We start from the raw sequence: 21639 nt of genomic DNA, 5'->3' as shown, positions 1-21639 counted from the left end.
AACCAATTTATCTAACTTTATTCTGCTCTTACTTTTGTCAAGGGCAGAATTTGTTTTTGTGCAAAACCAACCGACTATGGCAAGGCATACATCAGGCTATATAATCAAGCAGAAAATTGGCAACTCAGGTTCGCACACGCTTTTTTATGAATTATCCGAACCAATAAATGAATCACCAAAGGCTACGGTTCTTATTCTCCACGGGATGCAGGAGCATAGCGGTCGTTATAAGGATTTTGCGGAATATCTGGCGAGCAATGGTTTTGCTGTTCTCGTATACGACCATCTGGGACACGGAAAAACGGCGGAAAACCAAGAAGAGCTTGGTTATTTTCAAAAAGAAAATCCCAAACAGCAACTGATAGACGATGCTGGAACGATGGCGGCATTTTTAGAAAACCAATACCCGTACGTTTCTCACTTTTTACTGGGACATTCTATGGGGTCTTTCATTGCAAGGTGTTTACTGCAGAATCAGAAAGCTGATTTTAAAGGAGCGGTAATTGTGGGAACGGGAGGAAAAATCAATGGAATCGGTTTTGCTAAATTTTTCCTGTGCATCAACAATCTTATTGCCCCAAAACACAGGAGCAAATTCATCAATCGAACTTTTTCCAAAATTAATAATGAACATTTTAAAGGCGAGAAGGATGGCGACCTTACCAGTTGGCTGAGCCTTAGCAAATCCAACCGTGAATCGTTCTGCAAGGACAGCCTCAACGGAATTCCTTTTACCAATAACGGTTTCTTCACACTCATCTCATTGAACAAACAGGCAACGGAAAGAAACTGGGCAGAAAAAATCTCAAAAGAATTTCCTTTTCTTTTTGTAAGCGGAGCTGATGACCCGATAGGAGACTTCGGAAAAGGTATCGAAAAAACGGTTACGCAAATGCAAAAAGATGGATTTAAAGATGTTAAAACAAAAATCTATCTTGACATGCGGCACGAAATACTTAATGAGGATATTAAAGAATATGTATATGAAGATATAAGGGATTGGCTCAATAAAAAAATACAGCAATTGGAAAAGTAGACTAAAAATATTTTAATTTAAAAAAATAATTTGTTAATGATTAAAATACGTAGTTTTTTACAGGAAACAGGCAATATCACACAGTTTACCAAAAATTACTTTCTATTAGGTTTCCGTCCACCATATGAAATAAAGGAACTGCTCGCACAATGCTATCTCATAGGTTACAAATCTTTGGGGCTTATTGCCATGACAGGCTTTATCATCGGCTTGGTTCTTACGATGCAGCTGCGGCCAAGCCTCGTACGCTATGGTGTGGAATCCCAGCTGCCTGTAATGGTAGGCATTGCCATCATCCGTGAAATAGCACCCGTAATCGCCGCTCTCATCTTTGCAGGTAAAATTGCCAGTAGCATCGGGGCAGAGCTGGGCTCGATGCGGGTTACCGAACAGATAGACGCAATGGAAGTAAGCGGTACACATCCTTTTAAATACCTTGTTGCCACACGTGTCCTGGCTACAACATTTATGCTTCCCGTACTTATCATCCTGGCGGATGCCATTTCACTATATGGTGCCTGGATAGGTGTTAACATTGGCGGTACAACTAGCCTGTCACTTTTCTATTCACAGGTTTTTGACTCCTTGGATTTCAGTGACATCATACCAGCTTTTATCAAAAGCTTTTTTTTCGGTTTTGCAGTGGGAATCGTGGGTGCCTATAAAGGCTATAATGCAGTAAAAGGAACACGGGGCGTGGGGAACGCCGCCAATTCAGCGGTCGTGCTCTCCTCTATCCTTATCTTCGTTTTGGACCTGATTGCGGTACAGATAACCGGCATTCTCGGATATAATTAAATCATCATTATGGCGGAAACAAAAACAACAGCAAACGGCAATAATGACAATGGACCGGCCATCGTCATTGAAGATATTTATAAAAGCTTTGGTGAAAAAAAAGTGCTTAACGGTTTTAACCTAACGGTCGATAAGAACGAAAATGTTGTAGTTCTCGGAAAATCAGGCACGGGAAAATCTGTGCTTATCAAATGTATCGTCCGGCTTTTAACACCTGATAGCGGTAGGATAATGATTTCCGGGCAGGATATTGTCCAACTGGAAAATCAAGAGCTGGACAAGGCACGCTCAAAAATAGGTTTTCTTTTTCAGGGAAATGCCATCTATGACTCTATGACCATCCGCGAAAATCTGGAATTCCCTTTAAGAAGACGGTGGTTCCGGCTGAAGCAGGTTGAAATTGACGCACGGGTTGAAGAAGCACTCGATAGTGTGGGGCTTAAACATACCGTAGACCTTATGCCATCCGAATTGTCGGGAGGGATGCTGAAAAGAATAGCTCTGGCACGTACTGTCATCCTCAAGCCGGAAATCATCCTTTATGATGAACCTACCACCGGACTTGATACGGTAACGGCAAAAGAAATAGACAGCCTTATCATGGATATACATAGAAAATACAAAACATCATCAATCATTATCTCACACGATATGAACTGTGTGAAAAATACGGCTGACAGAGTAGTCTTGCTGCTTGACGGAAAATGCTATGCACAAGGTACTTATCAGGAATTTGAAAGTTCTGATGACGAAAACATTAAACAATTTTTTGATTAAAATATGAATAAAAATAATATCAAGCTCGGCTTATTTGTAATTTCGGGGCTTATACTTATGATGGCTGTTTTCTTTTACATTGGCAGCGGTTCGGGTATTTTTACCAGCAAATTTGAGCTCAGGGCAAAATTCAAAAACTCTAATGGGCTCAGGGAAGGAAGCAATGTGCTATTTTCAGGGATGCAGGCGGGTTCTGTAAAATCTGTAAAATTGTCCGAAAGGGATGATATAGAGGTCATTATGCTTATAGACAAAGATATTGCAAAGCATATAGACAATAGTGCCAAAGCCTCGATTGGAACAGAAGGCATTATCGGCAATGCGGTGGTCAATATTTTACCTTACGGGAAGCCGGGCAGACCGGTGCAGGAAAAAGAATATCTCACGGCAGATACCAAACCAGGTGTGGATGAAATACTCAACACGCTATCGGCAAGCAACAACAATATACACGATATATCCAAATCTCTTAAAAACACTGTGCATAAAATTGACAGCAGCCAGATTTTAAAATTAATTAATGACAAGGCATTTGCCGAAAACTTAAAATTATCCATCCTGAAAATACGCCAAAGCACGGAAAATATAGAAAACCTGAGCAGTACTGCAGAAGCCATCATTACGTCTACACGCCAGGGAAAAGGAGCAACGGGACTTCTCCTTGCCAACAAAGATTTTGAGTCCCAGCTTAAGCAGACTTTCAATAACGTCAATGCCGCCAGCAATAATCTTAATACAGTAAGCAATGAACTTATCACAGTTGGTAAAAACCTGCAGACATTCAGTAAAAATATAGAAAATGGAAAAGGACCGGTAAATGCCCTTATCACTGATACCGTTCTTACAAAAAACATCAATAACAGCCTTTACAATATCGAAAAGGGAACCGAAGGCTTCAACCAGAATATGGAGGCTCTGAAGCATAATTTTCTCTTCAGAGGTTACTTCCGCAAACAGGAAAAAAAGAAAAGGGAAACCGAAAAACAGAATCTCCAAAGATAACATTATTGGAATATCAGCACATACAATTAGAATTTTGGGATATATAAAGTGAAAGCAATATGTGTAACTTTATTAAACAAAAACAAGGTTATTTTATCATATATTATAAACTAAAAAAATCTAATTATGTATTACAGTAATGGGAATTACGAAGCATTTGCCCGCCCGAAAAAACCGGCAAATATTGAACAGAAATCTGCCGTACTTATCGGTTCTGGATTAGCTTCATTGGCCGCCGCAGCTTTTTTGATACGCGATGCGCAAATGGAAGGAAACAAAATCCGTATTCTGGAAGAATTAGCTTTACCCGGTGGCAGTATGGACGGTATCTGGAATGAGCAGAAAGGCTACATCATACGAGGCGGACGGGAAATGGAAACACATTTCGAAACCCTCTGGGATTTGTTCCGCTCGATACCCTCATTAGAAACGGAAGGCGTTTCCGTACTGGACGAATATTATTGGCTCAATAAAGAAGACCCTAGCTTTTCCCACGCCCGTGTTATCGAAAACCGTGGAGAAAGACTGCCCACGGATGGCAAGCTTACACTTTCCCAGAAAGCCATCCACGAACTTATAGCGCTGGTTCTTCTTCCTGAAGAAAAACTACAGGATGTACAGATAGACCAGGTATTTACAGAAGAATTTTTCCAATCCAACTTTTGGACCTACTGGGCTACGATGTTCGCATTCGAACCCTGGGCAAGTGCGATGGAAATGCGCCGATATGTTCTTCGTTTCATCCATCACGTTGGCAGCATAGCAGATATGTCCTCACTACGCTTCACGAAATACAACCAATATGAATCACTGATTCGTCCGTTGGTAAGCTACCTTGAGTCCCACGGTGTTACCTTCCAGTATGATAGCCAGGTTCAGAACATACTTGTAGAAAATGAAAACGGCAAAAAAGTAGCGAAGAAAATCGAATATATTAAGAATGGCAATGCAGAAAGCATCAGCCTGACCGAAAACGACCTGGTGTTTGTTACCAACGGCTCCATTACCGAAAGCAGTACATGCGGTGACAATCATAACCCTGCTCCTGTTGCTGACGGCATTGGCGGAAGTTGGCAACTTTGGCAGAATCTGGCAGACCAGGATGATGCCTTTGGAAAACCCGAAAAGTTCTACAAAAACATTCCCGAAGCCAACTGGGTAATCTCCGGAAGCATTACCTTCTTCGACGAAAAAGTGATTCCGTATATAGAAAAAATAACAAAAAAAGACCCAAGAAGCGGTTCTATAGTGACTAGCGGACCTGTCACAATAAACGATTCTAACTGGTGGTATGGCTTTTCCATCAGCAGACAGCCCCACTTCAAGGCTCAGAAAAAAAATGAAGTAATTGTTTGGGTTTATGGGTTGTATTCTCATAAACCAGGAAATTATATCCAAAAGAAAATTACGGAAGCCACGGGGATAGAGCTTTGCAAAGAATTTTTATACCATATTGGTGTTCCTGAAAATGAAATTGCAGAAATTGCACAAGCTGCCAACAGCATCCCTTGCCGTATGCCTTATATCACATCTTACTTTATGCCTCGTGCATTGGGAGACCGCCCATTGGTGGTTCCGGAGGGTTCTGTGAACCTTGCTTTTATCGGTAATTTTGCCGAAACTGGAAAAGACACCGTATTCACGACCGAATATTCCGTGCGTACAGCAATGGAGGCAGTTTACACCCTTTTGGATGTAGACAGAGGTGTCCCGGAAGTTTTTGCTTCTTCATATGACATCAGGGTACTGCTGAAATCCATCTATCACCTTAATGACAATAAAAACCTAAATGAAATTGAATTTCCTTGGTTGATTTCAATCCTTGAAAAATATGGTGTCAAGAAAATAGAAGGTACTTATGTTGAAGAGATTTTAAAAGAAGCCAAGTTGTTATAAAAGATTTTTTTAATTTAATTATTTATACAATTATAAAAAGAGGCTGTTACAAAGCAACAGCCTCTTTTTATTTTGAAAATGAATCTACATATACTTTTCTAATTCCCCTCTGTTGAAATCCATTTCTCATCTTTAAAATAAAAGGGAAATTTCCTAGAAATAGCAGTATCACATAAATTTCCAGGATATTAGCATTTGATTTTCGATTTTCTTATTTATAATATTTTACAATTTATAAAACTCCGGATTGAATGCTTCCTCCAAGTTCTTTGGTTCTTGACGTTTTTTGTGGTTCAGCTCGTGTCTTGAGGTTGAAGATGTTACATACGCTGACTGTCGTGAACGCTGTAAATTTCCAATCGGTGAATTTTCTTCGATGGTTCTGAACGGTGTAAACGACATATTTTCCATAATTTCGAAATTACCGTCCTCAGGAACTGTTTGTTTCGGTATTTTGATTTTTGCTACCGTTCGGAATGGTGATAATTCCTGCGACCATTCTTTTGTGAGGTCGTTGACAGGCATTTCTTTCAGGTCTTTGCAAAGTTGTATTTGCAGCTCAAACGTAAGGTCATTTTGGGCTATTTCTTTGATAATTCCTTTCCTGTAAGGCCATTCTGCGCTGTCTATATCAATATCTTTTTCCGTGATGGCGTTCTTTGTCTGCTCAGTTGGGACTACCCTTACTTTGGCAATATAATCGCCGTGGCGAACCGCTCCCATACTGTAAAATTCGTAAAGAAAACTGTTGATGGAAGGGATTTTCTCAAAAGTTTTAAGAGCGCCCAATTCCTTCAAAGCCTCAAAATTCGGGAATGCTTTTTTATTTTCGGTGACCCAAAGTGCGGCAAATTCCAATTTTCCCAAAGCTCCCCTTTCAAAGAAATCATTTAGTTTTAAAAAGAGCTTTGAAATGAAAACATAATGTTCTGCCGAGTTGCAGAAAAACACAGGGTTATTAATCAGGTTAAAATCCACATTGGGCGAATCTTCTTCTCCGGAAGATAATTTTTTGCCTTCTACCTCAAAAATCTTTAAAGCAAATCCCTGTGCATTACCGCTCAGTTTATCGGGCAAAACTCTGGACGAACCATTGGACAGGCGAACTGCCGCCTGGTGCTTTCCGGGCTTGGCGTAAATGCCCTGCGCCAGTTCTTCGGGCAGATTATCCAAAATTTCTACCTCTGCTTTCAACACTGCGTAGCCGTTGGCGTGCGCATCTCTTGTATGTTGCGTTGCCCTGCTCAGGTGCGGCGTATTTTTGATGTATTCCCGGATGTCGTTATTAATGGTGGTAATATATTCGTCGAAATTTTCGGGAATTTCTTCCAGCTCGTAACTGTATTTGATGTATTCTTCCATAATTCTTTTTTTTAGGGGAGTTCGCTAATCCATTTTAATGCGGAAATGCTTGGGATAAAACAATATTCGCCGCCTTTCACGATGTTGTAGGTCTGCAAACCACGGTATCTTTTGATGAAAGGGTCTGCCGGTGCAGAAAACAATGCGTCTTTGTCCTGAACACCGATTACAGGGTCTTTTTCTGTTCCCAGATTTTGGGCATTACCATCGTTCGCCCATTGTTTTTGAAGAAATTCCAGTGTTCCCATTGCATCGGCACTAATGCCAATAAAGTACTGGCCGCGTTCCTTACCGTCATTTTTGGTTATATCCGGTGGAACAATATCGCCAAAAGTTACACTTCTTCTGATAATCCTGTGCAAACGTTCATCCTCCAAAACAAAAGATTTGGAATCTCTCGGGTTCATCCTACGGATATGCGAACTGAACGGGCATTTTTTACCGTATTCATCATCCTTGAAAGAAAAATCATTGTTCTTCTGCAAATCATCGCCCAGCTTTTCATCGTCTTTTTCGGGAGCTAAAACCAAAGGTGCACCACTTCGCCAGCGACCCACCATTTTAGCGGCCAAAAGTTCGCCTTCTTCCGGCGAAGAAGAATTTTCCTTAACGAACTGATTAAATTCCGCCACTTGGCTCTGGTACTTTCTGAAAACCATAAAAGAACCGTTCTTCCCTAAAACTTCAGGCTGTGGAAACGGCTTTATGGTGCCGGCTTCTCCAGGATAGCCCAGTATAAATTCGCCTGCTTTAAGCGGGCGGTCAAATCCAGCCGGAACTTCTATCCCACTGCCTTCAATTTCCGGGTTGCTAATACCGTCTCTGAATCCGAACACATTTTTAACCTCTTCAGATACGCTGAAATTGTGACTCAAGATTACTTCTATGCCTCTATTATCAGCCAATTTAGACCGAAATTCCTCCAGCTTGCTTTTCCACGCCTCTTCATTGTTGGCGATAATCGCCGCAGCGATGTGAATATGCGACCTTTTAAAAACCCTTTCCCAGTTTTTGGGGTCATTGACACCAATGTCATATAGAAAACGGGAGCGGTCTGCCATTCCTTCCTTGAAGGATTCGGGGAAAGTCTCAAGCGACTCTTTAGGCACGCCGATTTTTTCCAGACCTTTATAAGTGAACGTCAACGTAACCGATGCCCCTTCATTCTTATGCCAGTCTTCCGCAGAACTCACAATCGGCAAGAGTTTTTGGAGCATTTGTCTGGCTGCCACAGCATCTTTGATTTCAATGATTGCCACCGTTCCGAAATACGGAATAGGGCGGCTTCTGAGAATTAAGGCCTGTATTTCGTTCAGCTCAATTTCTACTTTATTGGGATTGAATATCCGCTTTAAAAATTCCAATGCCATACTTAGATTTTATTTGCTTCGTCAATCGCCCTATTAAGTCCGGTAATGATTTTATCATTTCTCCTCACATCATTTACAGTAAGATGCGGAACACCAACATACCAGCCGGTCGCGGTAATCTGATGGTCTAGAATGAACTGTTTTACACTCGGGTCTTTTATGCCCGGCCAGCCTTCCACATTACCGAAAATGATGTCCATCAGCTGCGGAATTTTTGTGGCGAAATCATCAATATAAGCATCCCAGTCGCCATCATAAGCCGTGCAGAAAAGAATCTTGGTATCGTTATCAAATAAAACGATACGCAGGTCGTGCAGTGTTCCTACTTTGGTTGCCCCTTTCAGGTTTCCGCCTGCAATTTCCATTATGGTCCTGAGGTTTTCTGCACCTCCCGGTTTAAGGTCTGCCATCGCCGTTAACTCAGATACACGCCCAGAGCGTAACCCTTTTTTGCCGGCAGATGTAGTGGAATGGTCGTAACCATCATCAATACCTTCACTGAAATTCGCCTTTGCCAATTCGGCAGTCAATTTGATTTTGTCTATGAAACCCATAATTCAGATTTTTGATTAATTATTCACATTGTTTTTTGAGATAAAAACAATAATTTTCAAGAGTGTACTACAAATGTAAAGCCACAGGCAGCCTTAAAAATATACCAAAATTCGTATATTATGTACTAAAACTCCCTAATCCCACCTATTTGCTTTAAAAGCTTCAATTGATAAAAGGAAATATCTTATCTTTAATCTTGTTGTAATTTTGAGAGAATAAAACCTATTTAACTATAAAAAATCAATCTTTATAATTGAGATTTCTCAATATTTACTCAATAGAACATTCAAAACAAAAACCTTCCTCAAAACAGGAAGATTGCAACAATTAAATTTAATTATAATGGATTTTTTGTAAGAATAGTTAAACGCAAAAATACAATGAAATTTGCCAATATTAAATTTTTAATGAAACTGTGCTGTTTCTGTCGAATCTCTCATCGCCACTGTTGCTGCCGAACCATTGGTTACAATATTTTGAATTTCATCAAAATATCCTGTCCCAACAAAAGACTGATGTTTTACCGCTCTGAAACCCTGCTTCTGCAAAGCAAATTCGCGTTCCTGCAATTCAGAATAACCTGCCATTCCTTTTTCTTTATATGCCAAAGCTAATTCAAACATCGCAGTATTCAAAGCATGAAAACCAGCCAATGTAATAAACTGGAATTTTTGCTACCTGGATCGTTACACCCGTACTGCATCTTATTGTTGGATACAAACCGCATAAACATTCGCATACCCACACAGAGGAAGAAAGCTTAAATAAATACAGATGGCTGACAAACCTATACAAGCTGCCCTGGCTGGCGGTTATGTTCGTTGTTATACTCATCTTGGCCGGCTGGTTTGCTTCCGGTAAGTTGCAAACGGGCTTCCTACCAGAGCTTGATGAAGGAACGATTGTAATGGATTACTTTTCACCCAGCGGAACTGCGCTGAAAGAAACAGATCAGTTGTGCCAGGATATGGAAAAAATTATCCTGAAAAACCCAACTATAGAAAGCTATTCCCGAAGAACAGGTTTAAGGCTAGATTTCAGAAATGTCGCGCCCAACTATGGGGATTACCTGATACAGTTAAAGAAAAACAGAAATAAAAAGACAGCCGACATTATCAATGATTTGCGGCATGATATTCAATCATCCGTTCCGGCGATGACAATTGAGTTTGGGCAGCGCATACAGGATTTGTTAGGAAACCTGATGAGTACACCAAGTCCAATTGAAGTAAAAATACTTGGAGATGACCAGCGGCAGCTTGAATCAATAGGACGGAAAGCCGATAGTATAATGCGCCACACTACTGGCTTGGTTGATGTTTCCAACGGAATGATCTCGGCAGGACCTTCAGTTATCATTTATCCGGATGATGCCAGGCTGGCACAATATGGCGTATCTCTTTCGGATTTTCAGAACCAATTACGGATGTACACCGAGGGCATTTTACTAGGTGATAACGCAAACGTAACGGAACCTTCACCGGTGCAGGCCTCGATGCTGGGCAATTTACAGGTAGGCCAGATCCAGGATGGTGAACAGATGCGCAAAATACGCTTGCGTACCACCAATTATCAGGACAACGACGTAGATAAAATAAAAAAACAAATGCTGTTTTTGCCTGATGGAACATTGAAACCGCTTTCATTTTTTTGTACCATAAAATCAGAAAAAGGCGAAATTGATTATAAGCGTGAGGATCTCAAATCCTGTGTGGTACTGACATCCAGGCTTACCGAAAGGGATTTGGGAAGTGCCGTAAGTGAGTTGAAGGGAAGTTTTGCTAAGCTACTGAACCTACCTCCGGGATATTATATAAATTTTGGAGGCGCTTATGCAGAACAGCAGCAATCTTTCAAAGAACTGCTGACGATACTTGCCGCCGCCTGTTTGCTGGTATTTACCGTATTGTTGTTCCTGTTCAGGGAATGGGGAATTTCTTTTCTGATACTGGGTATTTCAATACTTGGTATCCCCGGATGTTTGTTCGCTTTATATGTAACCCATATTCCCCTCAATGTGAGCAGCTATACAGGTATTATTATGATTGTGGGGATCATTGCAGAAAATGCCATATTTACTGTCAATCAGTTTAGGTACAATATGCAAATCTCCGGTGGCGATGTGAACAAATCTGTAAACTATCTTTAGCACTTAGAATACGACCTAAGCTGATGACGGCCATTGGAGCCATTTTAGCACTTATGCCATTGGCAATTGGTATTGGAATGGGGGCGCAGATGCAGCAGGCTTTGGCAATTGCAGTTATAGGGGGATTTGTTACCGGGATACCTTTGCTATTGTTCGTATTCCCAACTTTTATTCGGATTATCTATTCCAGAAAACAGAAAAGCTAGCAAAATGAATGCTAAAAATTTAAAAAAATGTCTGATGTTGTTTTTTGCCTTTTTTCTGGCATCAACGGTCCTGGCGCAAAGTGCCGACAGCAGCATAGTATCTACGGATAGTGTCTTCATTAATAACAGAGGTTCATTAAAAGTAAAACCTTTACGGTATAATTTCAGACAGCTTATCGTTCCTGTAAGCCTTGTAGCAGCCGGTTTTGCAGTAAACGGCAACGGCAGAGAGTCCATTAAAAATGAAATTGTTGAGGAAAGAAATGAGCATATCCCAAGCTTCCGAACAAGGTTTGATGATTACCTGCAGTTTTCCCCTCTTGTACTGACCTATGGTTTTGAGGCATTGGGTATGAAGCCCAAAACAGATCCGGTAAACCGCTCGGTCATCCTGCTGAAGAGCGAATTGCTGATGATGGCCGCCGTTACCGGATTAAAGACAACCTCTCATACTTTGCGGTCGGACGGAAGTGCACATACCTCGTTTCCTTCTGGACATACGGCGCAAGCTTTTTTAGGAGCCACTATTTTATCGGAAGAATTCGGCTACCGTTATAAGTGGGTTCCTTACGTATCTTATGGATTAGCATCTACCGTTGGGGCATTTCGTATGATAAACAACAAACATTATATAAGCGACGTCATTGTCGCAGCGGGTATCGGTATATTGTCGGCCAAGATTTCTTACTGGACACATCGCTATAGGTGGAATAAGCGAAATTCACTTTAATTATTTGAAACTAAATTTTCGAAATCTAGAATATTCTTATTCAGAAACATATAAAAAAAAGTACCCAGAAAATTTTGGAGACAAAAAACTAATAACCATAAAAAAACATTTTATATGAGATTCGCTGAAAAGATAGAGACGATTTTACATTTCTTCTCATTCCAATGCATTAAGCCTACTAACTTGCTAAGAAATTAGCGCAATTTTACAACTTAACCAATGCTCAAGTAAAATTGTATTTGCTATTACACGTTAATCAGTAAAATGTTATTGCTAGATGTTAGTTTTTATTGTTTTGCAGCCGTATAAGAGATATTTGATACCAATAGAAAAAGGCTTCAGGATTGCCTTTTTTTAACTTATTAAGTTTGGAATCAAATTCCTGGTCAATCACCAGCTCCTTTATACTTTCTATACCTTGATATTTTTCAAGTTCTGTTACTTTATACTTTAGTACAGTAGCTAAATAGGCAGCTTTTGCAGCATCGGTAATGGCTCTATCTAAATGATACGTTTCTGAGAATATAAATCTTTTCACCTGAGTAATACCTAATGAAAGTGCCTTAAAATCACCCTTTCCCTTTTCCCCTCGGGAGCAGATATGAAGTGCTGTATCGTAAATATCGTCAAGAACTCCATTTTCATCAGTTTCACAATTCCTATAACCGATCTCTGTTTTGGCAAAAATATCAAAAGTCCGCCTAATAATACTTACGTCAGTAACAGGCTCAAGAAGACTACCAATATCAAAAAGCTGCTTCATGATCTCCATCGTTCTGGAATCGCCACTTTTTTCATACGGTATGCCAGTCGTATTCGGCGCAAAGGCTGTAAGTTTATCACCCAATATGTCTTCGTGACATGGAATATTTACTTTTATAGGATCTCCATCCTGCTTGATAAAACTTGAATCAATTGGAAAATTTATAATTTTCGCATAGTGAGGTTCTTCAAAAAGAATATCTAACAACACATAGTCTTCAGTCATGTTAGACATATGAACGGGTGTATAAAAAAATTTGTAATGGGCTTTTTCAATGTCGCCGGATGTTTGCCTATGCTGCTCCTTAAACCTTGTGAAGCCTTGCTCAGATAAAAACTCCTGGAACTTTTCTTCGAGGTTTTGCTTCGGATTACTAATAATCACATCAATATCGATGGAAAGGCGCTTGGTGCTTTGCATTAACAACATGAGCGCTGTTCCTCCTTTAAAGACAAACTGAACATCAGCCTTTACGAGACCTTCAAGAAGAAGTAATGCGCGAATTACTTTTTCGATAAGAATTTTGTCTGCTTTGTTATTCTTCACAGAAACACTGTTCAGCCATTCAGTAGTAAGACTGTCTTTTGATATCATAATAATTAGAATTTAAATGGTTATTGTCTTAGAAATTTAGAATCATATATATATTTACTAATGTCTTGTTTTCTGCCCTTTCGGTCAGCATATCGTAAAAGCCTGTTTTCATTCACAATGTATTTTTTAAATACATTACCAAATATGCTTCTGAGCTCACTGCCTGCAAGGAACGTAAACTCCGGATCACAAAATATATCGACCAGCATTTTTTCGATGCTAATAAGGGGCAAACCTTTTTCTTCATTCAAAGGACTTTCGGTTGTCAGATACCGGACTATGATGGGAGAGCGGAAGTCCGGAAGAAGGTCGTTTATCAGCATTTCCGAAGGACGTAGAAATACACCGCTAAAATTATTTTTGAGCTGATAATAGACAGACTCCGTAACATCACGTTCAACATCTACGAGTACGAATGGATATGCGCTTAGATGCTGGGCAAATTCGTTTAACAAATCTGAGTTCCAGGCACAAAAAGAAACATCAGGAAAGTTTTTCCGTATGAATGTGCTGATTTTTTTTGACCTGGAAGATAATTCAGGATGATACTGCTTAGCATCGCCGAGTTGAAACAATCCTCTCCCTACTCTATGTAGTATTGACGATCTAACAAAATCATGTACTCTCCACCTGATGGTAGCATCCGGAATCTCAGGGTCATTAATTTTAAAATAAGCCCGCAAATCATCTAAGGAAAGCTCTGATCGGTTTCCAAAATATTCTTTTAGTGCTATTTTATCTTTTTCTCTCTTTACCATCTAAACAATATCACAACACAAACTTACGGCAAAATAATCAATTTACTGCCGTAAGTTTGATTTTATTTTGATAAAATTTAAAAATATAAATTCCTACTCTATAAGTATATACGAAAAATTCATCTCTAACTTTATAAATATTCAACAATACTATAACCATTAAAAAATAATTCAAACTTTCGGCAGTAAAACTAATTTATTGCCAAAAGTTTGAAATTACTTAATAAATTATAATGAAATTTAAATAATCCCAAGAAGAAGGTGGTATAGGATTGAGGGCATATCCAAACTTAGATAGAAATCATTTGGTTAAGCATTTCGATTGCAAATAGTGGGTTTGTAGATTCAAAGCGAATTCCAGCCTCCTCATGTTTTGGCATACATCCTAAACGGTCAAAGAGACGATCCTGGAAAATTCCCCACCCCACAAAGGCAATAGCATCTGTATTATTAAAGATTCTTGGTTTTAAAGTTTTCCAATTTGAGTATCCTTCCACCATAGGTGAACAAAAGTCTTTTAAAAAACTCTCTGAATAATCAGATATAATATCCAAAGTTTTACTATGTCCTTCAGGGCAATGATCCCGAACTACTTTTTTAAGCATCTTGCCGAAATCACTCTTTTGCACGGCTGCATTCCTCATAGTAAGTATTGGTGTTTGAAAAGAAACAAAATTAATCACAGTTATGTTGTAAGGTGCTAATCCAACATCAAAGCAATGTCTCCACAAAAATGCAAATCCATGAGCTTTCAATGAATTACCCTTTGCGGACATAGCATGTAAGGCAACCAGCATGGAGTCCTCATACTCCTCTAGCCGCATATAATCTCCACCGTTAAGGATTTGATTATCGTAAAGACAAATTTGATATCCACCTAATTGATTTGCTGAAATTAAAGGGGTTATTTGTTCCTTGAAAATGATAAGGGGATCAACGATTTTCAAAGCTATTCCATCACCGTCTTGAGTAGGTTCCAGGCAGATAATGCTTTTATTCAACCAAACTATCTCATTATAAATAAAATGACAAAGCAAAGTTGGCCATTCACTAGAAATGACCACATTCACCAAATCACCTTCTGCCAGAAAAGGAAGATAACTTCGAATTTCACCTGCATAGGCACCAATTTCTGTCGCTGCCTGTCTTGTCGATTCTTTTATATTCTTTAGCTCAACAATTAGAATGCTTTCAGTTTTTGGCGAGTAAAGCAAAAAATCCGGTCGTAAAATATCTCCTGAATCCAAGGAAATATTTATATCCTCCACTAGAACTTCATGATTTTCAAATGAGTTAAGACAATGGTTAAAACTATGTACTATTTTCTGATGTGAAGAATCTGGATAGTTTTGATGAAAAAAATTTTCAGTAAAATCCTCGTAATTCATGATGATATCGGCTAAACAGTAACCTTTTTCAAAAAGATTACTCAACCAAACTTGCATGTCTTTCTCACTTTTAAAAAACATAATCCAAGATATTATACAAATTGTGCAATAATGTTCAGAAAGTATTATAGTTTCTATTTCAAAGGGAGTAACTCTACTCATTGATTTTCTTAATAGGCTAATCTTTACTACTCTTTTTATAAAGATAAAAAACATTTAGAATGTCAACCATTAAAGAATATTGGAAAAATGCAACAATCCAATGTTTCCTATTCTCCTAATAAACCTGGATTTTTTGTAAGAAATATTTTTATTATTTCATCCGAATTAAAATTTTCAGAATTTTGTATATTTTGAATGTTATTACTCCCTTTCTTCAGAAGATTTTCATCAAAAGTTAAATTAAGTTTTGAAGTCTTTCCCTTAGTCATGACATTAGAAGATAAATCTAACTTTTCATAATTCTTTGCAATTCCTTGTGGTTGTCTATCAGCAAAAATTAATGGAGGACAAAGTGGATAAGTTATTTCTTCACCTCGAAGTAAGACTTCATCATCTTTATGGCATGGTATGTAAAATTGAATGTAAGAATCCTGGTAATATAGCTTAATCCAATGAGAAGGCAATTTACTTTCTGAATTTCTTTTTTTGAAAATTAATACATAGGGAAATTTTACATTAAAGCCAGATGGCCCCCTGTGAACCTGTTTGGCATGCTGTGCCAAATAGGCCTCATTCTTATTTTCCATCAAAAAATCAAAACATAGTTTATAGTTTTCTACTTCATCATCAGGAATTACTGTCAAGGCAATTTTCAGCAAACATTTAAAAATATTAATCGGTATATAAGGATTATGTATAATATTAAATTCTATAATACCTCCATCTAATTTTTGAATTGTTCCTCGTTTATTCGATTCTATCTCGATGCCTTCAAAACCATTAAAACTATTTTTTTTAGCTACAATATTGCCATCGTATGACTTAAAGGTTGGCGGAGTTTGTACTCCCAAGGCATTAACACTTCTATTCAAGCCTAAAAAATTTGCCATATCACTTTCGAAACCTGAGAAATGATTGTTACACCTGTCACATTCATAATCTGACACCCCAGAATTATTTCCAAATAATCTTGAAATAATATGAGGCTTTCCTTTAAATGTCGTCTCATCCGATTTTTTACCACAAAAGCGACAGGTTCTCTCTGATATTTTTTTCAGCTGTCGTCTTTGATTATTTATTGGCGGAGTATACATACTTTTCAACTGATACTCGTCATCAAAAGCTTTCAGGTGCTCAATATTTCCGGAGTATGTATATATGTTCATTAGTTTATACTATTATTTAATGTATAGATTCTTTCTTCCCACTTTACTTTCTATTTTAACTATATCATCGATTACAAAGTTGCGCATTACTCCTGCGATTTCGGTAGAAGACACTTGCGCAGCATCAATCAGGTCAAACTTAATCAGCTCTGCTTTAATTTCTGCTACAGTTTTACTCGTTTTAAGAAAATTAGATTCAACAATGTATTTTCGGATTTTACCAGTTAAATTTGCTTTTTCCTTCCTGTCCTCGGGAAGAACTTTACTTGGTACCAATTTAATCTTAAAGTCATTTAAAGTTTCCAAGGGATATTGAACAGCCTTAGCATACTCTACATAATAATCAATATTTGTAGTATTACCTTTTTCGATGCTAAGAACAGTATTTTCTGTCATTTCCGTCATATAAGCAATATCATTAATAGAGAAATTAAGTTCAATTCTTTTCTGTTTAAGTTTTTTGCCAATTTGTTCTCTATATTCAGAAGAAACCAATCTTGCTTTTCTGCTAAATTTACTCAATTTATATGTAATTTTATATTTAATTAATTATTATTTGCACATATTATTTATAATACTTACATTTGTCATACAACATACATAAAGTATAAGCGACCATATTAATTTGAGTCTTGTTATCGAAAACGGCTAATTTTTAGATGACGCAAGACCAATGGGGCTGTCGCAACCTCATATTTTGTACATTTGCATTTTATGGGGTGGACACCCTATCGGAAACTTCGTCATAGGTTCTTAGCCGTACCGCGATAAAAGTGGAAGATAGGGTTCCACCCTTTCCTTCATAGACTCGTTCCATACATCGAAACTAAATATTATGAGAACGACATTTTCAACCATTCTGCTTATTTGCCCACCGGAGTAACCCACAGGCATTGCAGCAAAAAATTTACGGTTCTACACCATACTTGCAATAAAATGCAAAATGGTTGTACCTAAAAATAACCGACACACTCCGAAATTCCTTTAAAAGTAAAAGGAAAGCCAGACTACGCTTTAAACTCACACCTTAAAAGTACTCGCTTTCTTTTAATATTCCAAATTATTTTCAGCACGAAAGGAATTTATTACTGAAGACACTTTACGATGAGTTTACTCATTGCGGCTTTATAGCTTTTGCAAGACGTTAATTTTCATTCATATTAATTTGACCTGTAGAGGCGGGGAGTTTTCTGCACTGGTAAGGCTTCCTCCGATACGGTCTTTAAAATCAAAAACTAATAAAAGAAAGCTATTGAAAAACAAAAAAATAGATTTTGAGTCACGCTTCTGGTCTGGCAGTAAAACGAATTCAAGGATAAAACTCATTGAGAAATTCTTTCAGTTCAACGACCTTGTTACCGCCAAAGAATTACTGAACCAGATTATGATTCATTCGGGCAAAAAAAAATCTGTAATTGCGGAAGATTCCTCGGCGATATTTCATTTTCATCAGGCTTTACGGTCTTTAGTTCGAGCCTGCTTTCTCATATTGCAGAAAGAAAAAAGACGGAAAAGCAATGAACCACTGGAGAATTATTCTCCATTATCGCAGGGTTCGCTTTCGGATGGAGAATTTGTTAACCCAATACTGGTATTTCAAAAGGCTTTTGGTGAGTACTCCATCAAAGATTTTGACTACTATATTTCGGTAGCGGTCTATTTTTCATTAGGAACTTACTCTCACGCTGCTGAAAGCAAAATCTTTGTACCATACCTGCATTTATGCAAAATGCTTGATGCATCGTACCTTATCTTAGAAAGAGGAATCCAAAAGAAGAATAACCATTAATCATTAAACAAAGAATGAGCAATACTACTTAAGAATTCCTCCAAACATAATAAAAATGCTCTTTCCGCAAAGTTGACGCTGGTTGGAAAGAGCAAAGTCTAATAAATTAAACCCTATCAAAGGTATGAAAAAAAACTTTTGCAGGCTGGGCCATCTTCAATGGATGGCTTTCAGCAGCCTGCTCGTCTCGGGAATGGCAATAGGACAAATAAGAACCATTTCGGGCACAGTCACACAAAACGGGCTTCCAATAGGCAATGTGTCCATTTTTCAGGAAGGGAAAAATGAAGTTACCATTACGAATTCATCCGGAAAATATCAGATACAAGTCGCAGGTGAAAACCCTGTCCTTATCTTCAGGCATCCTGATTACTCTGAACAAAGATCAAAAGTCGGTGTAGAATCGACTATAAATATTATTCTAAGTAACCGTGAAAAGGAAATCGAAGAAGTCGTTTTAAATGCTGGATATTACAAGGTCAGGGAAAGGGAAAGCACAGGAAGCATTTCCAAAGTTGCAGCGAAAGATATCGAAAACCAGCCTGTTAATAATGTGCTGTCAGCACTACAAGGCAGAATGACGGGCGTAAGTATCACACAAAATTCAGGCGTCGCCGGTGGTGGCTTTGATATTAAGATTCGGGGAAGAAACAGCCTGCGAAGCTATTCAACAACAGGTTATGACGGCAATAAGCCATTATACATTGTCGATGGCGTTCCTCTGCCATTGGTCAATGATTTCAATAGTGGAATGACGGCCAATATACTGCCATATAATGAAACCAACCCGTTGAATTCAATCAATCCCGATGATATTGAGTCGCTTGAGGTCCTTAAAGATGCCGATGCCACTGCCATTTATGGAAGCAAGGGAGCCAACGGCGTTATTTTAATCACCACAAAGAGGGGCAAAAAAGAAAAAACAGAGGTCAACTTAAGAACAAGTTTTGGATTGGGACAGATGACCAACCTGCCAAAAATGATGAATTTAGAACAATACACGGCAATGCGAAAGCTGGCTTTTGCTAATGACGGTGTAGCAGTGCCTTCCAATGCCTACGACATCAACGGCGTTTGGAACCCAACAAAAACAACGGATTGGCAAAAATATTTTGTAGGAAATACAGCGGAGATTTCAGATGTACAGATTGGTGTATCGGGCGGAAGCGGCAATACACAATTCTCGGTTTCCGGCGGTCACAATGAAGAAACAACAGTTTTTCCGGGGAGCTTCCGCTATAAGAGAAATAACCTGGGAGTCAGTATCAACCATACCAGCGCAGATCGAAAATTCAAGATCGGTTTTAATGGCACTGCCGCATTGCAGGATAATGTCCTTCCACCGACTGACTTTAATATTGTTTATCCGGTTTTAGCACCTAATGCCCCGGATCTGTACACTTCCAGCGGAATGATAAACTGGGAAAACAATACGTTTACCAATCCTATGGGACCTGCGACGCAGATTTTTTCAGTACAAACCAAGAGTTTAAATGCAAATATAACATCAAGCTATCAGTTTGGCAGCGGATTCAGTGCTAACCTGAATACAGGTTATAGTACTTACAACAGTTATGAACAGAAGATTTTTCCAAAGACAACCTATAACCCGTCCAGCAATATCGGCAGCAGCAGTTCTTCTCTCAGAAAAGCCCAGAAATTAAATGAGAGCTGGATTCTTGAGCCGCAGCTGAACTATGAGAAACGACTGGAGAAACATCAGTTCTCCGCATTGTTAGGGGCATCATTTCAAGAACAGAAATCCGATAATATCGTTATTCTCGGAAGAAATTTTCCTTCAGATGATCTATTGACCAATATGGCAGCCGCAGCTTCCATTACTATTCCCAGCGCAAGTGAATCATTATACCGCTACCAGGCCGTTTACGCCAGGCTCAATTACGGCTATAACAAAAGGTATTTTTTAAATCTAACAGGCCGCCGTGACGGATCCAGCAGATTTGGTTCAGAAAGAAGGTATGCTAATTTCGGAGCTGTTGGGGCTGCGTGGTTATTTTCAGAAGAGAAACTATTCAAAGAGCGATCGTGGTTAAGTTTCGGAAAACTGAGAACCAGCTATGGTATAGCAGGGAATGACCAGATTGGAGACTATCAGTATTACGATACGTATCAGTCCACCGGCGGATCGTATGGCGGTAATTCCGGCTTAATCCCACAACGGCTTTACAACAAAAACTTCGGATGGGAGCAGACCCGAAAGTTTGAGGCTGCTTTGGAAGTCGGACTATTTAAGGAGCGGCTTGATCTGAACATAGGCTATTATCACAACACCAGCTCCAACCAGCTTGTCGGTATCCCGATGCCTGCAACAGTAGGATTCAGCAGTATTCAGGCAAATCTGGACGCTACGGTAAGGAATCGTGGTCTGGAAGTGTCTTTGGAATCGGTCCCTATTAAAAAAGAACATTGGAAATGGACGACAAGTCTCAATTTTACTTTGCCTGAGAATAAACTCATGAAGTTCCCCAACCTTGACAAGTCGACCTACGCCAACAGATTTGAAATTGGAAAATCCATTTCTTTGGTAAAACTGTATCAATATACGGGCATCGATCCCGTCACAGGTCTATACACATTTTACGACAGCAATCAGGATGGTAAGATTAATACTGCCGACCGTACTGTGAGCAAAGAGATCAAAGAATACTGGTATGGCGGACTACAGAACAGTATTCAATATAAAAACTGGAGTTTCGATCTGCTTTTGCAGTTTATTAGTCAGAGTCAGTATAATGTGAAATCGATGTACGGCAATATCGGTTATATGTCGAATATGCCGGCAATATTCACCGATTACTGGACACCTGAAAACCCCGATGCCGAATTTCAAAAGCCTAGTGCAGGCTACAACACAGCTGCAGCAACATCGAGTTCCCTTTTTATCCTTAGTGATGCTACCGTTTCTGATTCGTTCACCGTAAGAGTAAAAAATGCAACCTTGAGCTACAGCATACCATCAACCGGCAATGGCAAACTGAAAGCTAAGCTTTTTATCAGCGGACAGAATCTCTTTGTTTTTTCCACATACAAAGCAGGCAATCCTGAGTTTATACTGGCAGGATACAGTAGCCCGCTTCGGGTAGTCAGTTTTGGTCTTTCATTAACCTATTAAAGTTT

General features: G+C 38.9%; 18 protein-coding genes and 1 pseudogene. 10 read left to right on the top strand and 9 right to left on the bottom strand.

Annotated features, from left to right (window positions below; translation table 11 throughout):
* Positions 1-76 precede the first annotated feature (76 nt).
* The 5 genes from QOL71_RS11320 to QOL71_RS11300 all read left to right on the top strand — a co-directional run bounded on the left by QOL71_RS11320 (position 77) and on the right by QOL71_RS11300 (position 5509).
* On the top strand, positions 77-1036 hold the full coding sequence (locus tag QOL71_RS11320; protein WP_115621430.1) for an alpha/beta fold hydrolase: 960 nt from the start codon (positions 77-79) through the stop codon (positions 1034-1036).
* 36 nt (positions 1037-1072) lie between these two features.
* A complete protein-coding gene (locus tag QOL71_RS11315; RefSeq protein WP_028122566.1) occupies positions 1073-1834 on the top strand; it encodes an MlaE family ABC transporter permease in 762 nt (253 codons plus the stop codon).
* Between the two features lie 9 nt (positions 1835-1843).
* The gene (locus QOL71_RS11310) at positions 1844-2611 is read left to right on the top strand and encodes an ABC transporter ATP-binding protein (protein WP_028122565.1); all 768 of its coding nucleotides are present in this window, start codon (positions 1844-1846) and stop codon (positions 2609-2611) included.
* 3 nt (positions 2612-2614) lie between these two features.
* On the top strand, positions 2615-3613 hold the full coding sequence (locus QOL71_RS11305) for an MlaD family protein (RefSeq protein ID WP_034972710.1): 999 nt from the start codon (positions 2615-2617) through the stop codon (positions 3611-3613).
* A 126-nt stretch (positions 3614-3739) separates the two neighbouring features.
* Positions 3740-5509, top strand: a complete 1770-nt coding sequence (locus QOL71_RS11300; RefSeq protein WP_283417027.1) for an oleate hydratase — start codon at positions 3740-3742, stop codon at positions 5507-5509.
* Positions 5510-5734: 225 nt separating this feature from the next.
* Here the strand turns inward: QOL71_RS11300 and QOL71_RS11295 are convergent, their stop codons facing one another.
* The 4 genes and pseudogenes from QOL71_RS11295 to QOL71_RS11280 all read right to left on the bottom strand — a co-directional run.
* Positions 5735-6871, bottom strand: a complete 1137-nt coding sequence (locus tag QOL71_RS11295) for a catalase family protein (RefSeq protein WP_034972714.1) — start codon at positions 6869-6871, stop codon at positions 5735-5737.
* Positions 6872-6882: 11 nt separating this feature from the next.
* A complete protein-coding gene (locus tag QOL71_RS11290; RefSeq protein ID WP_283417026.1) occupies positions 6883-8241 on the bottom strand; it encodes a Dyp-type peroxidase in 1359 nt (452 codons plus the stop codon).
* A gap of 2 nt (positions 8242-8243) precedes the next feature.
* On the bottom strand, positions 8244-8795 hold the full coding sequence (locus QOL71_RS11285) for a hypothetical protein (RefSeq protein WP_028122560.1): 552 nt from the start codon (positions 8793-8795) through the stop codon (positions 8244-8246).
* Positions 8796-9200: 405 nt separating this feature from the next.
* Positions 9201-9467, bottom strand: a pseudogene (locus tag QOL71_RS11280) (isocitrate lyase); the annotation flags it as partial.
* Between the two features lie 143 nt (positions 9468-9610).
* Between QOL71_RS11280 and QOL71_RS11275 the strand changes: the two are divergent.
* Genes QOL71_RS11275 through QOL71_RS11265 form a run of 3 tightly spaced genes read left to right on the top strand, consistent with a single transcriptional unit; the run spans position 9611 to position 11881 of the window.
* A complete protein-coding gene (locus QOL71_RS11275; RefSeq protein ID WP_283417025.1) occupies positions 9611-10945 on the top strand; it encodes an efflux RND transporter permease subunit in 1335 nt (444 codons plus the stop codon).
* 23 nt (positions 10946-10968) lie between these two features.
* Positions 10969-11151 carry an efflux RND transporter permease subunit gene (locus QOL71_RS11270; protein WP_283417024.1) on the top strand — a complete coding sequence of 61 codons (183 nt, stop codon included), beginning with the start codon at positions 10969-10971 and terminating at the stop codon, positions 11149-11151.
* A 4-nt stretch (positions 11152-11155) separates the two neighbouring features.
* Positions 11156-11881 carry a phosphatase PAP2 family protein gene (locus QOL71_RS11265; RefSeq protein WP_283417023.1) on the top strand — a complete coding sequence of 242 codons (726 nt, stop codon included), beginning with the start codon at positions 11156-11158 and terminating at the stop codon, positions 11879-11881.
* A 280-nt stretch (positions 11882-12161) separates the two neighbouring features.
* On the opposite strand, the gene QOL71_RS11260 is transcribed toward QOL71_RS11265, so the two are convergent.
* From QOL71_RS11260 to QOL71_RS11240, 5 genes are all read right to left on the bottom strand, one after another.
* Positions 12162-13238, bottom strand: a complete 1077-nt coding sequence (locus QOL71_RS11260; RefSeq protein ID WP_283417022.1) for a nucleotidyl transferase AbiEii/AbiGii toxin family protein — start codon at positions 13236-13238, stop codon at positions 12162-12164.
* 20 nt (positions 13239-13258) lie between these two features.
* Positions 13259-13996 (bottom strand): DUF6577 family protein, encoded by a 738-nt coding sequence (locus QOL71_RS11255; protein ID WP_283417021.1) that lies wholly within the window; start codon positions 13994-13996, stop codon positions 13259-13261.
* 290 nt (positions 13997-14286) lie between these two features.
* Positions 14287-15546, bottom strand: coding sequence for a hypothetical protein (locus tag QOL71_RS11250; RefSeq protein ID WP_283417020.1), 1260 nt, complete (start codon positions 15544-15546; stop codon positions 14287-14289).
* A gap of 107 nt (positions 15547-15653) precedes the next feature.
* Positions 15654-16712, bottom strand: coding sequence for a hypothetical protein (locus QOL71_RS11245; RefSeq protein ID WP_283417019.1), 1059 nt, complete (start codon positions 16710-16712; stop codon positions 15654-15656).
* 12 nt (positions 16713-16724) lie between these two features.
* A complete protein-coding gene (locus QOL71_RS11240; RefSeq protein ID WP_283417018.1) occupies positions 16725-17234 on the bottom strand; it encodes a helix-turn-helix domain-containing protein in 510 nt (169 codons plus the stop codon).
* A gap of 730 nt (positions 17235-17964) precedes the next feature.
* Between QOL71_RS11240 and QOL71_RS11235 the strand changes: the two genes are divergently transcribed.
* Both QOL71_RS11235 and QOL71_RS11230 read left to right on the top strand, forming a co-directional pair.
* Positions 17965-18501 carry a hypothetical protein gene (locus QOL71_RS11235; protein WP_283417017.1) on the top strand — a complete coding sequence of 179 codons (537 nt, stop codon included), beginning with the start codon at positions 17965-17967 and terminating at the stop codon, positions 18499-18501.
* Positions 18502-18625: 124 nt separating this feature from the next.
* Positions 18626-21634, top strand: coding sequence for a SusC/RagA family TonB-linked outer membrane protein (locus QOL71_RS11230; RefSeq protein ID WP_283417016.1), 3009 nt, complete (start codon positions 18626-18628; stop codon positions 21632-21634).
* Positions 21635-21639: the final 5 nt, after the last annotated feature.

Origin of the sequence: Epilithonimonas pallida, from assembly GCF_900182975.1 — a bacterium.
GTDB lineage: Bacteria > Bacteroidota > Bacteroidia > Flavobacteriales > Weeksellaceae > Epilithonimonas > Epilithonimonas pallida.
Note: the sequence above shows the minus strand (reverse complement) of the source record. Positions and strands in the feature narration are given on the sequence as shown.